This window comes from Cylindrospermum stagnale PCC 7417 (assembly GCF_000317535.1).
GTDB lineage: Bacteria > Cyanobacteriota > Cyanobacteriia > Cyanobacteriales > Nostocaceae > Cylindrospermum > Cylindrospermum stagnale.
The window spans coordinates 6,662,135-6,677,547 of sequence record NC_019757.1; the positions used below are offsets into that span (position 1 = coordinate 6,662,135).

The window sequence follows — 15,413 nt, forward strand, 5'->3', positions numbered from 1 at the left end:
AGTTTAGGATTCTCTAAATGCCCTTAGTTTCGGTAATCATCCCCTGCTACAATGCAGCAAAATTTTTATCAGCTACCCTAGAAAGTGTCTTTAATCAAACCCTAAAAAATTATGAAATTATACTAATTGATGACGGTTCAACTGACAACACCGCAACTTTGATTCGCTCTTTTGGAGCAAGTATCAGAGCAGAGTTCACTTCTAATCAAGGTGCTAGTGCGGCACGTAACCGAGGGACAAACCTGGCTCAAGGTCAGTTCATTCAGTATTTAGATGCAGATGACCTGTTGCGGGTAGATGCATTAGAAAAACGAGTAAATGCTCTTGTTAAAAGTGGTGCAGATGTAGCCTATTCAGATTGGCAACGACTAGAAGAAGGGGAAGATGACAACTTTGAACTAGGGGAAGTTGTAGCCAGGCGGATTGAAGATATTAATCCTAACCCAGAGATTGCCCTGTTTACAGATTTTTGGGCACCACCTGCTGCTTTACTTTACCACCGCCGGATTGTTGAGGCAATTGGAGCTTGGAATGAATCTCTGCCGATCATTCAGGACGCTCGCTTTTTTTTAGATGCGGCTTTAGTGGGAGGTAAGTTTGTTTATGTACCTGGTGTGCAAGCAGATTATCGAATTCAAAAAACTACTAATAGCTTATCTCGCCGTAACCCTGCTAGCTTTGTTCAGGATTGCTTTCTGAATGCTTGCCAAGTAGAGGAGATATGGAAAGCTAATGGCGGTATAACTCCAGAGCGTTGCGTTGCACTAGAAAAAGTTTACGGACAATTAGCACGATTTTACTTTGAACATGACCGCTTAAGGTTCTACGAAGTGCTTTCTAAAATTCATAAACTGAATCCCAATTATCTTCCTTCCAGTCCAAAAAGTTTGCGACAGTTGTCAAAATGGCTAGGATATGAACAGGCAGAGGCAATCGCCTTGGCTTACCGACAAACTAAAAAAAAATTAGCAAGATGAACTACCAGTCTGTCCGATTTAGGGAATTTTATATGCCTAATTAATTATTTAATGTCATTTTATTTGTAAGATTATGACAAAATTGTCTCAGAAAATACGTAGTTCACAGCCCAACCCAGAAGTTTCTCATCACTTCAACCTAAAGTGAAAGTTATCCAAGTCCCTTTCTGTTTCTATCCCGATCCTGTAGGTGGTACTGAGGTCTACGTTGAAGCTCTGTCGCGCTACTTGCAGCAACAGGGAGTGGAGGTTCTGGTTGCCGCTCCAGGGTTCGTCAGTGAGTCCTACCTACATCATCAGCTGAGAGTACACCGCTTTGCAGTATCGCCAAGAGTCCAAAATATCCGAGAAATCTATGGCGAAGGCGATCGCCTTGCTGCCTCAGAATTCAGCCGCATTCTCGAAGTAGAAAAACCTGATTTAGTGCATCTTCATGCCTTCACAAGTAGCGTTTCTCTGCGGTTAGTTCAAGCTGCTAAACAACGGCAAATCCCCGTTGTCTTTACCTACCATACTCCCACTGTGAGCTGCCAACGGGGAACGCTGATGCAATGGGGTACTGAAATCTGTGATGGTAAGGTGGATTTACAAAAGTGCAGCCAGTGTACTTTACAAGGGTTGGGACTGAATCAAACCATCGCTAAGGCGATCGGCAGTTTCCCGCCCCAAATAGGATATTTGCTAGGCAGCTTGAATTTACAGGGAGGCGTTTGGACAGCTTTGCGAATGACAGAATTAGTTAATCTTCGCCATGCAAATCTAAATTCTCTACTGTCTGAGGTTAATCATATTGTGGCAGTGTGCAACTGGATCAAGGATGTTTTGTTACTCAACGACGTTCCCTTGTCCAAAATTACCGTTATCCCCCAAGGGCTTTGTCATGACCTAACAAAAAAAGCTAACTATAGCCCTCAATGTTATACACCAACCTTAAAAATTGCTTTCTTGGGTCGGCTTAACCCCACTAAGGGTATCCATATTTTAATCGCAGCTTTGCGAGCAGTCCCTGATTTACCAATCAGTTTAGACATTTATGGCGTTTCCCAGGGAATAGCCAGTGATACCTACCAACAGGAATTGCAGGCTCTAGCAGCCAACGACCCACGCATCCGTTTTAAACCTCCAGTTCCTGCTGAACAAGTGACAGTAACACTGGTAGACTATGACCTGTTGGCGGTTCCATCCCAGTGGTTAGAAACTGGACCAATGGTGGTTCTTGAAGCCTTTGCAGCTAGAGTTCCAGTCATAGGTTCTAATCTAGGCGGTATCGCCGAGCTAGTTCAGTCCGAAGTCAACGGCATATTGGTAGAACCTAGTTCTGTTACTGCCTGGAGCCAAGCTCTACAGCGACTATGCCAGGATAGAGATCTGCTGATGCGCCTCGGATCTGGCATCCAGCCTCCCCAAAGAATGGAGACAGTAGCAACCCAAATGCTATCAATCTATCGTGCGGCATTACAAAATCAGACGACTTCGACATAGTCGGGAAAATTCCGAGTTTTATTTTTCAATGGTCAATCATTGACGTAAGTGAAACTATATGGTATGTTTTCAACGACAAAAAGTTTGGTTAAGATGTTTAATAGATAAAATTTCCTTAAAAATGCTTACAGGACAAAAAATTCTCTACGTCCAATACACCAACCCTGGAGGTTATCCACCCTTAGAGCACAGTTCCCGCATTTTGGCACAAGAGGGTTGGGACGTAGTGTTTCTAGGTACTGGAGCTTATGGTGCATCCGATTTGTGTTTTCCACCTCATTCCAACATCAATGTACAACTGATGCCCTTTTGTCCTGCTGGTTGGCGGCAGAAGTTGCATTACTTGCAATTTTGTCTCTGGGTACTGATTTGGACATTACGCTGGCAACCTCGATGCATATATGCCTCAGATCTATTATCATGCCCGGTTGCTGTAGTGTTGAGTTTTCTGCCGAATGTGAGTGTTATATATCACGAACACGATTCACCTAACAATACATCTGAGAGCTTTTTTATTCGCTTCTGTTTGACAACTCGAAAATGGTTGGCTCTAAGAGCTAAAATATGCATCTTGCCGAATCAAAAACGGGTAGAGCAGTTTTCCTTAGATACAGGCACCCATCACCAGATTTTCTGCGTATGGAATTGTCCCACTCAAGTGGAGGCTACCACTAAGCCTCTGTCTCCTCAAAGAGACGGTTTACAGATTTTGTATCATGGCTCCATCGTGCCATCTCGACTACCTGCGGAGGTATTAAAAGCCCTGGTTATGTTTCCTACTATCAAATTGCGTGTCATTGGCTATGACACAGTGGGGTATCAGAGCTATACGCAACAATTGCGAGAGATTGCCGATCAACTAGGGGTTGCCAACCAGGTAGAATTTATTGCCGCCATGCCAAGATATGAACTTTTAAAATGGTGTCATGACTGTGATATTGGGCTAGCATTCATGCCTCTAAATGGTGACGATATCAACCAGCAATCTATGGTTGGTGCTTCCAACAAACCTTTTGACTACCTCGCCTGTGGGCTGCCACTCTTGGTTTCCAATCTGCCCGACTGGAAACAAATGTATGTGGAGCCTGGTTACGGTTTAGCTTGTGATCCAGATGATACAGAAAGTATAGCTGCTTCCTTAAAATGGTATTTAGATCATCCAGTTAAAATGCGAGAAATGGGTGATATTGGCAGACAGCGTATCCTGGATGAGTGGAATTATGAGATGCAGTTTGCACCAGTTATAGAGTTCATAAAAACTTTGGTTTAGATAATTTTTTTTGCATAAAAGATGACTAAAACTATGTTTCCATTAATGAATACTTTGTATAATTTTATACTTACAACTTTAAAGAATCCAAATCAAGTAATACCTAAGCTTAAAGGAAAATACAACCGCTTTGTAATGCAAGTAAATGAAAGCAGTATCATAGGCGATACTAATGACGTATTTACAGCTTCAAATCTTCCCTCCGAACTCATAGATAAGGCAATAGAGATATTTAATCCAACCTCAGTTCTTGATCTAGGTTGTGGCACTGGTCAAGCAGTCAGTTATTTTATCGAAAAAGGTGTTCCAACAGTTCTAGGGGTTGAAGGCTCGGCAGTTGTAATTGCACAGGCAAAATGTTCAAAGTTTATAACTCAATTTGATCTGAACAAAGAACTAAATCTGAATCGTAAATTTGACATGATTTTCTCTTATGAATTTGTAGAACATATTCATTCCAAACACGTTGATATTTTGCTAAAAAATTTTTCAAATCACTCAAATTTAATTGTATTGAGTGCTGCTAGACCAGGTCAAGGCGGGCTTGGGCATTTTAACGAGCAGTATTCAGAGTATTGGATAGAAAAATTCGAGAATGAGGGATACAACTATGATGTTGAATTGACACAAATACTCAAGGCAGCAGAAAAAATGTACCCAGAAAACATTTTAGTATTTAAGCGCTTCTAATCTAATAAGCAATGAAGGGTAAAATTTGTGCAGAATATTGCTCTGGTTATTCCTACTTATAATAGTGTAAAAACCATAGAAGAAACCCTAGATTCTGTTCTTCAGACACAAGGTCAATTTCTAGGCAAAATTTCTGCTGTATATATCGCTGATGACTGCTCTAACGATGGGACTATTACCTTAGTAAAAACAAAATGCAACGCTTCAATACCAATGTATATATTGCAGGGAGAACAAAACCTAGGTGAAAGAAAAAATGTCAATAATGTAATAAACTTAATTAAAGGAACTACAGATTGGTTTCTGATTTTACATTCTGATGATATTGCCAAGCCAAATTGGCTAGAAATGATGATATCAAGGATAGAAGCTTGTTCAGAAAATGTAGGAAGTATTTGCTCAAGTTGGGACAATTTAATGCTTGACGGTTCTATAAACCCGGGAGAAGACGACGCTAGTAAACAAGTTGGAGTCATTGAGGGTAATGATGAAGCTGTCAGAGGTACTTTATTGAAAGGGTGCTGGTGGCATATATCGGGCTGTGCCATTCGAGTTAAAGCTTTTGAGGATTGTGGAGTCTTTAATCCAAAACTCCCACAGTTAGGTGATTGGGAGTGGTTATTACGCTGTCTCCATAGTGGATGGTCTGTAGAATACATTCCGAGAACATTAATTTTGTATAGACAAAATCCTACAAGTGTTTCCTCTAAATCATTTCAGACCCATCGGGATATTAGGGAATTCATGGAAATTTTGCCTAACTATATTAATTTATTAGAATCAACAGAGCTACTTCATCTCTATATGAAGCAAATTAAATTTATGTCTAGGAGATTAATAAAATCTTTAATAACGCTAAATACAAAAAGATTTTTGCTATCTTTCCAAGTCTTATTTATGTTGTTAAACAGTCTGAGGAAATCTCAACAAAGCTTAAAGTCGTGAGACTCTTGAAAGTTAAATAAAATTTAACTTGATATTTATTTATAGATTCCGCTATTTTAGGCTTAAGATATTATGTATTTACATTTAGCTTATGTAAAAAATATATCTAGTAGTATCCTCTGGCAGGATAATTATCTCTCTAATATCAAGGAATATCATTTGTTAATTTGTAATAAACTTATTTATATTAAATATTTATCCACACCTTCTATCTATGTGATATCGTCTATAAGACTTAATAATTAAATTTTAATATAATTTATAATTAATGTTCCTAAGATTAATAAAATAAGTTTATTAATAGTTGGTTGAGCTAATCTAAATAAAAATATAATTTTAAAGCTAATGCTGGCAGTTATAGAAACACATCCAATTCAGTATCGTGCCCCTGTATATCGAACCCTAAGCAACCAGTTTGGTATCCCAATAATAGTAATTTATGGTTCAGACTTTAGTATTATAGGGTACGAAGATAAAGAATTCGGGACAAAATTTGCTTGGGATATTGATTTGATATCGGGATATGCATCACAATTTCTTTCTCAAGTAAAAACGGGTGGGGCGCAGTCTTTTGAAACAGTCTCTTCTCAAGGATTGACAGCCGTCTTACAAAAAATACAACCAAAAGCATTGCTGATTACAGGCTACAACCATAGTCTCTACCAGGCAGCTTTCTATCATGCATTGATAGGCAAGTATCCTATTCTGTTTCGTGGAGAAACAACTGATCATGCTCAACAAAGAAGTCCATTCAAAGCGGCGCTACGGAATTCATTTCTACACTGGATTTACCGTAGATGTTCTAAATTACTCTACATTGGTCAATACTCTAAAGCTCATTTCCAACGATTAGGCTGTTCAGATAAAAAACTAATTTTTTCACCTTATTGTATCAGTACTAGTCCCTTTCAATGCAATGAACTTGATCGAGGTCAATTCCGTCAGTTCACTCGCCAAAGTTTAGGTATTACAGATACACAAATTGTGCTACTTTTTAGTGGAAAACTAAGTACCAGAAAAAGACCAGATTTGTTGCTGCAAGCAGTTAAGCTATTATCTCCAGAAATTCGCAGTCAAGTTGTGGTTCTCTTTCTCGGTGATGGAGAGTTGAAAACGGTCTTAAAAGATTTGGCGTATAGCTCACCGGCAATAACGGCTCATTTTCTGGGCTTTCAGAACCAGACTCAGCTAAGTCGCTACTACCACACAGCTGATTTCCTTGTATTACCAAGTCAAAATTCTGAAACTTGGGGTCTTGTTGTGAATGAGGCTTTACATCACGGATTACCTGCTATTGTTTCCCAAGCTGTTGGTTGTGCACCAGACTTGATTAATCCTGGTGTTACTGGAGATATTTTCGAGACAGGCTCCGCTCAAAGTCTGGCTCAAGCAATTGAGCGATGTCTGGGAAAAAGTAGATCCGCGTCTACGCTGTCACTTATTGGCAGACCAGACATTCAGAGAGAATGTCGCCAGAAGGTAAGTGCTTATTCTGTAGAAAAAGCTGCTGAGGGTATTGCAATAGCATATAAAGAAATAACAGCATGAGACTCCTAATAGCTGGCTTGTTAGATGGAACTCATATAGGTGGTGCCTTTTTTAAGGCTGCTCAGTGTCTTGATTTAAACCCTAAATTATTTGATATTAAATTAGCTTACGCAGGTCCAAAATGGCTACAGCGAATTAATTGGCATTTCCGAGGAAAATACCCATCACAACTACGAGGCTTGAGCCAGAAAATTGTATGGGAATGTGAAAATTCAAAACCTGAATTATTTATTTCTACTGGCATTGCGCCTATCAATCAACAAGCATTAGTTCAGATGGAAAGTATGGGCATCAAGAGAATCAACTTTCTCACTGATGATCCCTGGAATTCAGCCCACTATGCTCCTTGGTTTTTTGAAGCATTGCCTCACTACGACATTGTTTTTTCTCCTCGCCGTGCCAATATTGATGAACTTGTGCAGGCAGGTTGCCCCAATGTTCAGTATTTACCGTTTGGGTTTGATCATGAGTGCTTTTATCCTGAAGTGTTCATAAATCCAGAAGTACAACTTCAGTATGGTTGTGATGTAGTTTTTGCAGGTGGTGCTGATCGCGATCGAGTAGAGTATATTTCTGCACTAATTGAGTCAGGGATAGATGTAAACCTCTATGGAGGATATTGGGAACGTTACCTGGAAACAAGAGCTTATACTCATGGGATAGCTAACGTCGCAACATTGCGGCTTGCTTTAACAGGTGCAAAAATTGCTCTTTGCCTGGTTCGTAAGGCAAATCGAGACGGAAACTGTATGCGGACATTTGAGGTTCCGGCGGTAGGAGCCTGTATGCTCACTGAAGATACCCAGGAACATCGAGAAATCTTTGGTGACGAGGGAAAAGCAGTAGTTTATTTCAAAACTATTTCAGAAATGGTGGAGAAAGCGCAGTGGTTGCTTAATCACGAAGTTGAACGGCAACGCCTGGCTCTGAATGCCCATTTATTGATTTTTCATGGTAAACACACCTATAAAGATCGGCTAGAGATAATGCTTTCTCAGACAGCAAACCTGTTGTTTAAACAATGAAACTTAAGATTGCAATTGTAGTTCATGGCCGCTTTCATGCCTTTGACTTGGCACGGGAGCTAATTAACCAGGGGCATGATGTTACTTTGTTGACTAATTACCCAAAGAAATTCGTAGAAAAATTTGATATCCCCCAGGAATTTGTTAAAACATTTTTGTTACATGGAATTTTCACTCGTGTTATTCAGAAACTTCATGCAGTTTTAGGAATTTCTAATTTTGAATATATTGTTCATTCTGAATTTTCCAAGTGGGCTGCTCGGAATCTCATAAATGATAAATATGATGTTATCCACGTTTTTAGTGGAGTTGCTGAAGAGATTTTTCAGGCAATGTCAGATAAGCGTGGACTGAAATGTCTCGTGAGAGGTTCCGCCCATATTCGCACCCAATTTAAGATTCTGTCAGAGGAGGAGAAGCGGGCTGGTGTAACGGTTGATAAACCGAGTAAATGGATGATTTCTAGGGAAGAGCGAGAATATCAGCTTGCTGATTTAGTTATCGTACTCTCAAATTTTGCTAAACAATCTTTTATTGATCAAGATATTACTCCAGCGAAAATCAAGGTTTTACCCTTAGGCACTCAATTAGTAAAATTTCGGCCAATTCAGCAAGTTATTGCGGAGCGGTGTCACAGAATTATTTCTCAACTACCGCTTCATGTGTTGATGGTTGGTACCTTTTCATATCGAAAGGGTGCTATCGATTTTGTTAATATATCGGAATTAGGCTCTACAAATTTCCGATTTAAGTTTGTGGGTACTGTTACCAGTGAAGCCAGTCACCTTGCCAAAGCTAGTGAAAACATTGAGTTTATTCCTAAGCAAGAACAATTTGAATTACCCAAATTCTATGCTTGGGCAGATATATTTATTTTTACAACAATTGAAGATGGTTATGCAGTAGTTTTATCCCAAGCTCAAGCTAACGGTCTACCGATTATAACAACAACAAATTGCTCAGGTTCAGACATAGTTATTGAAGGAAAAACTGGCTGGGTGCTGCCAATTCGTAGCCCAGAAATATTTGTGGAACGCTTGAATTGGTGTCATGAAAATCGGCAAGAATTAGCACAAATGGTGCGGGAACTTTATCAAGAATTTCAACCTAGAGATTGGGCAGAGGTAGCTACTGATTTTGTTCACATTAGCACAGGTATCCTGAAGGAATAAGTTAGGCAACTATGCTTACAACAGAGCAGCAACAGCAGTGGTTAATTTTTTGGTTATTTGTTTGGGTTGTAGTTGTAATTTTAGTATGCCGCAGTCTGTGGAATAAAAAGTTACCAAGTACAGGTTTGCCACTGATTTATTTGCTCAATTTATCCATACTCCACTTTATTGGAGGACTGATTTACGCCCTACCCTGGTATAAACCCCAGTCTGCTTACTTACTCAATTCCGATTTCTCTTTGACTAATACGTATCTTGGTTTTAACCAAACCGTTTATGGTGTTATCGGATTTGGATTGGGTAGCACTATCCTGGCGCCTTGGTTGCTAAAAGTGCTTAAACCTAGCTGTTTGTCTGAGTTTCATCGCCAACCGAATTTAAAACTTGCCAAAACCTATATTGAACTAGGGCTATTCTTCACTTTTGTCTTGTACCCTATTCTGGCTAAAATTCCTAGCTTCTCTGCTCTATCAACTTCAGGCATCTCACTCTTTATTGTGGGGTTATGCTTGGCTTTCTGGAAAGCTTGGTACATGAGCGATAAGCAAGCCTTTCGACTTTGGCTAGCGATTACCTGCAGTCTGCCCTTATTTACGGTGTTGATTTTAGGCTTTATCGGTTTTGGAGCCGCCGCCGCGTTGGTTGTGCTGATTTTCGTGTTCAATTTTTATCGCCCGCGATGGAAAGTCATAGTCATCGCATTACTGGCTCTAGTGTTTGGTTTATCCGTCTTTGTTACCTATTTCCGCGATCGCAATGAAATTCGGGCGAAAGTTTGGGGTGGACAAAGTGCCTCTTCACGCCTTGAACAGTTTTGGCAAACAGCGAGTACTTTTGAGTTAATTAATCTGTCCAAGCAAGAACATTTAGAAGTAATTGATATTCGGCTAAATCAAAATGTACTGGTGGGGCAGGCTGTCAGTTACATCACCAGTAGTAAGGTTGATTATGCTGGTGGCGCAACGCTTGTGCAGGCAGCAATATCAGTAGTTCCTCGTCTCCTTTGGCCAGATAAGCCAGTAGTAGGAGGTAGTGGAGATTTGGTGAGCATATACACAGGTATAAAGTTTGCTGATGGAACCAGTGTAGGAGTTGGTTCGGTTTTAGAGTTTTATATCAACTTTGGTTCATGGGGAGTAGTTTTAGGATTCGTCGTCTTGGGCACGGTGATACGTATCATCGATATCGTAGCTGGGAAAAAATTAATCTATGGTAATTGGGTAGGCTTTACGTCCTGGTTTTTACCAGGACTAGGCATGATTCAGCCTGGTGGTTCATTGTCCGAAGTTGTGGCTACCACATCTGCATCTATAGTCTTGGTTTCTATCATCAACCAGGTTTACATCAAGAAAGCTAGTCGAGGAGAGAGAATTTCACCTCAGCCGTTTACCTACTATGACTAAAAGCAAGCTCAACTTGACTAGAAATATATAAACAACAAGCTGGAGTTATGCACCAACCTGAATATAGATGCCGCTGCCACCTCTGGCTACCCGACTTATTTAACACTACTGGAGGAATTCAACGTTACTCCACCTTCTGTTTAAAGGCATTCCAAGCTCTCTACCCCAATTTTGCCTACGACATTTCGATTAAGCACGATACTGAGGTACCAGCAAAGTCACCTAATCTATGCTTTTATCCGACTGGCAACTGGCCCTTATCCCTACGCACATTAGCTTTCGCTAGCCAAATAATTAGTCTTGGTTTTTGGCAGCGTCCAAACCTGATCCTTTCCACCCATCTCAACTTTAGCCTGACTGCGTACCTATTGAAACAGCTAATCGGCATCCCCTACTGGGTTGTAGCTCACGGAATCGAAGCCTGGAATATTCAAAACTCGACTCTACAGACAGCTCTCAAGCACGCTGATTTAATTCTAGCCGTGAGTCACTATACTCGCGATCGCCTCCTCCAAGAACAAAACCTAGATCCTGACAAAGTTGTAGTTCTACCCAATACTTTCGAGGTGGATAATTTTAGGATTGCACCTAAACCGACTATCCTCCTAAAACGATATGGATTGAACCCTAAACAGCCTACTATCCTCACTGTTGCTAGGCTTTCCAAAAGAGAGCAGTACAAAGGCTACGACAAAATTCTGACTGCCTTACCCCAAATTCGTCAAGCTATCCCCAATGTTCATTATGTTTTGGTAGGTGAGGGAGATGACCGCTCCAGAGTTGAACAGTTAATTTCCCAATTTCAACTCCAAGATTGTGTAACTTTAACTGGCTACGTTTCTAACGAAGAACTAGGTGACCATTATAATCTCTGTGACGTATTTGCGATGCCTAGCAAAGGTGAAGGGTTTGGTATTGTTTATCTAGAAGCACTTGCCTGTGGTAAGCCTACCCTTGGAGGTAATAAAGATGGGGCGTTGGATGCCCTCTGTCAGGGAGAATTAGGAGTACTTATTGATCCAGATGATACAGAAGCGATCGCCAAGACTCTAATTCAAATAATACAGGGTACTTATCCTAATCCCCTACTCTATCAACCAGAGGCATTGAGAAACAAGGTAATTCACCAATTTGGTTTTGAAACGTTTCAACACACACTTGGCAATTACCTAGAAAATCACCTTCGGTTTATCTAATCTAAAGTATAGAAAAAAGTTTTCTGGAATCAGAAAATTCAAACATCCACCCGCTCCAGGTAGGGCAGATAAATATCGACCTGTATCAAAATGTAATATGAATCTATGTTCGATTTATCTTTTATAAATTACAATACCAATCAAATAGTTAATGAGCTAAAAACAAAGGGATACTTCGTTTTTGAGCAGGCATTGACTACACAGCATGTCGAGGAACTACTTCAAGAAATAGATTTCAATCAGATTCTGCTTAATACCAATGATGTAGGTGTAGTTACGGCTCAAAACATTAAATTCTTAACTCATTGCCTAGCTAAATCTAAAAAAACCTACGATATCATTACATCTAGAAAAATTTTAGATATTTGCCGAGAATATTTTAATGATACTTACAGGATAACTAATCATAGAGTTTATCAAACCTCTAAAAGCTCACATATGCCCTGGCATACAGATAATAATCTACAGGTTGGTAAGCAATTAGTCAAAAAACATAATATGCCTGGCCTATTATTTTTGTTCTATTTATCTGATGTTAGCAGTAATGCCTTTCAATACATTAAGGATTCTCATACTTGGTCTCATAAATATAATAACGAGATTTACCTAAGCGATAGCTTTATTGACGCTAATTATAGCCAAGATATTCTGACATTACCCATGCCTAAAGGAAGTCTGATCTTGTGCGATATTCACGGAATACATAGAGCAGAACCTTTTGAGGATAAAAGTTATAAGCGAACTACCTTGCTATTTCAAGTAGACCAAATTGGTAGTGAAAATTTAGGTCACGGTGAGAAAAATATCGTGAATACTGAGTACCTTGATAATCTTACTCCAGAGGTGATGGATTACCTGGGATTTGGTTTTAAGAGAGATTATCCAGCTTTCCCTAGCACTTCAGGTGCCACTATGAAACCTCAAGATATTTTAAAGTTACAAAAGCAATTATTTCCTCAAACATTAGAAGCCCTTAGTAAAAGTCTCGTTAAATCCGTATTACCTACTGAATTAATAATTAATTTCAAGCGGATTTTATGGAATTTAAAATTGAACCTACAAAAAAAACTAACTGATAGTTTTTAAATAGCTTGTAATTATGTTCAATTCGTAAATTAATCTCAAACTAAATATATCACAATAAATGAAAATTTTACTGGTAGGTAATTACCAAATAGATGCAATCCAAAGTATGGATATATTTGCTTCCATGTTGGAAAAATACTTAATCCAGTCTGGGCATCAAGTGCGTATTATCCGTCCAAAAAGCTGGATGGGAAGGCTTATTTTATTACCAAATCTATTAAAAAAATGGTTAGGCTATATTGATAAATTGATTTTGTTTCCAGCGCAACTGCGTCAAGCATTATCTTGGGCGGATGTAGTTCATATATGCGATCATGGTAATGCAGTTTATACAAAATATTTGCAAAATATACCTCATATCGTCACTTGCCACGATTTATTATCAGTTCGTTCTGGTTTGGGAGAATTTCCAGAATATCGAACTGGATGGACTGGAAAAATATTGCAGCAAATGATGATGAATGGACTTAAAAAAGCGCAAAAAATTGCTTGTGTTTCAGAGCAAACTAGACGTGACTTATTACGTCTCTCTTCTCTACCTGAAAGCGCTATATCTTTAATTTATATGGGTTTAAACTATCCTTATACCCCTATGACGTCTAGAGAATATAAACAACATTTAGAAGCTTTGAAAGTTCCCCATGATTGCCCATTCATTCTTCATGTAGGTGCAAATCATTGGTACAAAAATCGTCTGGGAGTTTTATCAATTTTTTATCATCTGCTGCAACTGAGACCACCAGATTTTTACTTGGTCATGGTTGGTAAACCCCTAACTGATGAAATGCATAAGTTCATTAATATGCATAACCTGACTCACAAGGTAATAGAGTTAGTAGGAGTTGATAACGAAAATTTACGAGCTCTCTATTCTGCTGCTACAGCCTTAATGTTTCCTTCGTTTTATGAAGGCTTTGGCTGGCCAATTATAGAAGCTCAAGCTTGCGGTTGTCCTGTGTTTACCTCAAACCGTGCTCCAATGAATGATGTGGGAGGAGAAGCAGCTATATATATAGAGCCGGATAAACCTAAAGAAACTGCAAAAAAAATTCTTGATGAAGTTCCTAAACTAGAAACAATTAAATCAAAAGGATTTGTTAATTATCAAAGATTCCCCGCAGTACAAATGATCTCTGAATATATTAATCTGTATTGTCAAGCGATTGAGGAAAAATATCCCCAGTAAAGCAAAATCTAGAGCAGAAAATCCATGATAAAAATCAACTCATAATTCAATACGATAAAAACATAATAAATTCAGGCTAAAAATATTGGATTAATAAATAAATTTTGAGGTTATACTTATAAAAGTAAATTCTGCTATATAATACATAGACCACATCTTAGGTTTAAGCGGTTATACAAGCGATTGCCTGCTGAAAAAACAGAAAATTGATCCAGGAGAAAGTGGAATTCTAGCCAACATATTGGATCTCAGTTATGAGAGTTCTCCACGTCATTCCTTCTATTTCTCCGCTGAGGGGTGGCCCTAGCCAAGTTGTTTTGGATATAGTCAAGGCATTACGGGCGAACAATCTCGATATCGAGATTGCCACAACTAACGACAACGGTGATAGCTTGCTTAATGTTCCTTTACATAGGTGTGTTGAGTATCAGCAAGTCCCAGTTTGGTTTTTCTCTCGGTTTTCTCCAACTATTAAAGCTGTAAGAGAATATGCCTTTTCTTGGGAGCTAATGGTATGGCTTTGGCATAACATTTGCCAGTACGACCTTCTACACATACACGCTATTTTCTCTTATGCATCTACAATTGCAATGGCAATTGCCCGCTGCAAAAAAGTTCCCTATATTCTTATTCCACATGGTTTATTAAGTGAATGGTCTTTACAGCAAAATGCCTGCAAAAAGCAAATTTACCTGAGGCTGATAGAGAAAGAAAACCTCAACTGTAGTCAAGCTATCCACCTTACCTCTCAACTGGAACAGCAGGAAGTTGCTCTATTAGGACTCAGCGCACCCAGTTTTGTATTGCCCCTAGGCATTTTCCAGCCAAGTTTGATTTCTAATGCTCGTTATCTACTTCGACAACACCTCAACCTGCCAACAGACGAACCTGTTATTTTATTTTTGTCCCGTCTCCATCCTAAGAAAGGTTTAGAGTATCTCATTCCCGCTTTAGGCAAACTCACTCATCACCGCTTTACCTTCGTTTTAGCAGGTAGTGGTTCAAAAGAATACGTTGCGGAAATTGAATCGCTTTTGATTTCAACTGGTATTCGCTCACGCACTCATTTTGCTGGATTTGTTGCCGGAGAGACAAAAAACCTCTTCCTGCAAGGATCAGATTTATTTGCCCTCACATCCCATGCGGAAAACTTCGGACTCTCAGTCCTAGAGGCTTTGGCTGTAGGTGTTCCCGTCCTGCTTACCTCTGGTGTGGCTTTAGCTTCAATTGTGCAACAACATCAATTGGGTTACATTGCAGAACTGGATGTATTAGCGATCGCATCTGCCCTAGAACACTATCTCAGCCATCCTCAAGCAGCTAAAGAAATGGGGCTACGTGCTCATCAAATGATCATAGAACAATACACTTGGGACAGAATAGCAGCAAGATTAATAGAAATTTACCGAGTTATGCTTTTAAAACTTCATTGA

13 protein-coding genes are annotated in these 15,413 nt (G+C 39.4%); all 13 read left to right on the forward strand.

The window, feature by feature from the left end; genetic code table 11:
- Positions 1-17 precede the first annotated feature (17 nt).
- The 13 genes from CYLST_RS28265 to CYLST_RS28325 all read left to right on the forward strand — a co-directional run bounded on the left by CYLST_RS28265 (position 18) and on the right by CYLST_RS28325 (position 15,413).
- Complete coding sequence (locus tag CYLST_RS28265; RefSeq protein ID WP_015211158.1) at positions 18-977, forward strand: glycosyltransferase family 2 protein; 960 nt, start codon at positions 18-20, stop codon at positions 975-977.
- 144 nt (positions 978-1,121) lie between these two features.
- A complete protein-coding gene (locus CYLST_RS28270; protein WP_015211159.1) occupies positions 1,122-2,459 on the forward strand; it encodes a glycosyltransferase in 1,338 nt (445 codons plus the stop codon).
- Between the two features lie 58 nt (positions 2,460-2,517).
- Positions 2,518-3,729 (forward strand): glycosyltransferase, encoded by a 1,212-nt coding sequence (locus CYLST_RS28275; RefSeq protein ID WP_015211160.1) that lies wholly within the window; start codon positions 2,518-2,520, stop codon positions 3,727-3,729.
- A gap of 21 nt (positions 3,730-3,750) precedes the next feature.
- Positions 3,751-4,419, forward strand: a complete 669-nt coding sequence (locus CYLST_RS28280; protein ID WP_015211161.1) for a methyltransferase domain-containing protein — start codon at positions 3,751-3,753, stop codon at positions 4,417-4,419.
- Between the two features lie 27 nt (positions 4,420-4,446).
- Positions 4,447-5,364, forward strand: a complete 918-nt coding sequence (locus CYLST_RS28285) for a glycosyltransferase family 2 protein (RefSeq protein WP_015211162.1) — start codon at positions 4,447-4,449, stop codon at positions 5,362-5,364.
- 345 nt (positions 5,365-5,709) lie between these two features.
- The gene (locus CYLST_RS28290) at positions 5,710-6,912 is read left to right on the forward strand and encodes a glycosyltransferase family 4 protein (protein WP_015211164.1); all 1,203 of its coding nucleotides are present in this window, start codon (positions 5,710-5,712) and stop codon (positions 6,910-6,912) included.
- Positions 6,909-7,937: a CgeB family protein gene (locus CYLST_RS28295; protein WP_015211165.1), complete on the forward strand. Its 1,029-nt coding sequence runs from the start codon at positions 6,909-6,911 to the stop codon at positions 7,935-7,937. Before CYLST_RS28290 ends, CYLST_RS28295 begins: the two co-directional genes overlap by 4 nt.
- Positions 7,934-9,109 carry a glycosyltransferase family 4 protein gene (locus tag CYLST_RS28300; RefSeq protein ID WP_015211166.1) on the forward strand — a complete coding sequence of 392 codons (1,176 nt, stop codon included), beginning with the start codon at positions 7,934-7,936 and terminating at the stop codon, positions 9,107-9,109. The genes CYLST_RS28295 and CYLST_RS28300 overlap by 4 nt, the downstream gene beginning before the upstream one ends.
- 11 nt (positions 9,110-9,120) lie before the next feature.
- Positions 9,121-10,512 carry a hypothetical protein gene (locus CYLST_RS28305; protein WP_015211167.1) on the forward strand — a complete coding sequence of 464 codons (1,392 nt, stop codon included), beginning with the start codon at positions 9,121-9,123 and terminating at the stop codon, positions 10,510-10,512.
- Positions 10,513-10,559: 47 nt separating this feature from the next.
- The gene (locus CYLST_RS28310) at positions 10,560-11,708 is read left to right on the forward strand and encodes a glycosyltransferase (RefSeq protein ID WP_015211168.1); all 1,149 of its coding nucleotides are present in this window, start codon (positions 10,560-10,562) and stop codon (positions 11,706-11,708) included.
- A gap of 105 nt (positions 11,709-11,813) precedes the next feature.
- Positions 11,814-12,794 carry a phytanoyl-CoA dioxygenase family protein gene (locus CYLST_RS28315; protein ID WP_015211169.1) on the forward strand — a complete coding sequence of 327 codons (981 nt, stop codon included), beginning with the start codon at positions 11,814-11,816 and terminating at the stop codon, positions 12,792-12,794.
- A gap of 58 nt (positions 12,795-12,852) precedes the next feature.
- Positions 12,853-13,980, forward strand: coding sequence for a glycosyltransferase family 4 protein (locus tag CYLST_RS28320; protein ID WP_015211170.1), 1,128 nt, complete (start codon positions 12,853-12,855; stop codon positions 13,978-13,980).
- 254 nt (positions 13,981-14,234) lie between these two features.
- Positions 14,235-15,413 carry a glycosyltransferase gene (locus CYLST_RS28325; protein ID WP_015211171.1) on the forward strand — a complete coding sequence of 393 codons (1,179 nt, stop codon included), beginning with the start codon at positions 14,235-14,237 and terminating at the stop codon, positions 15,411-15,413.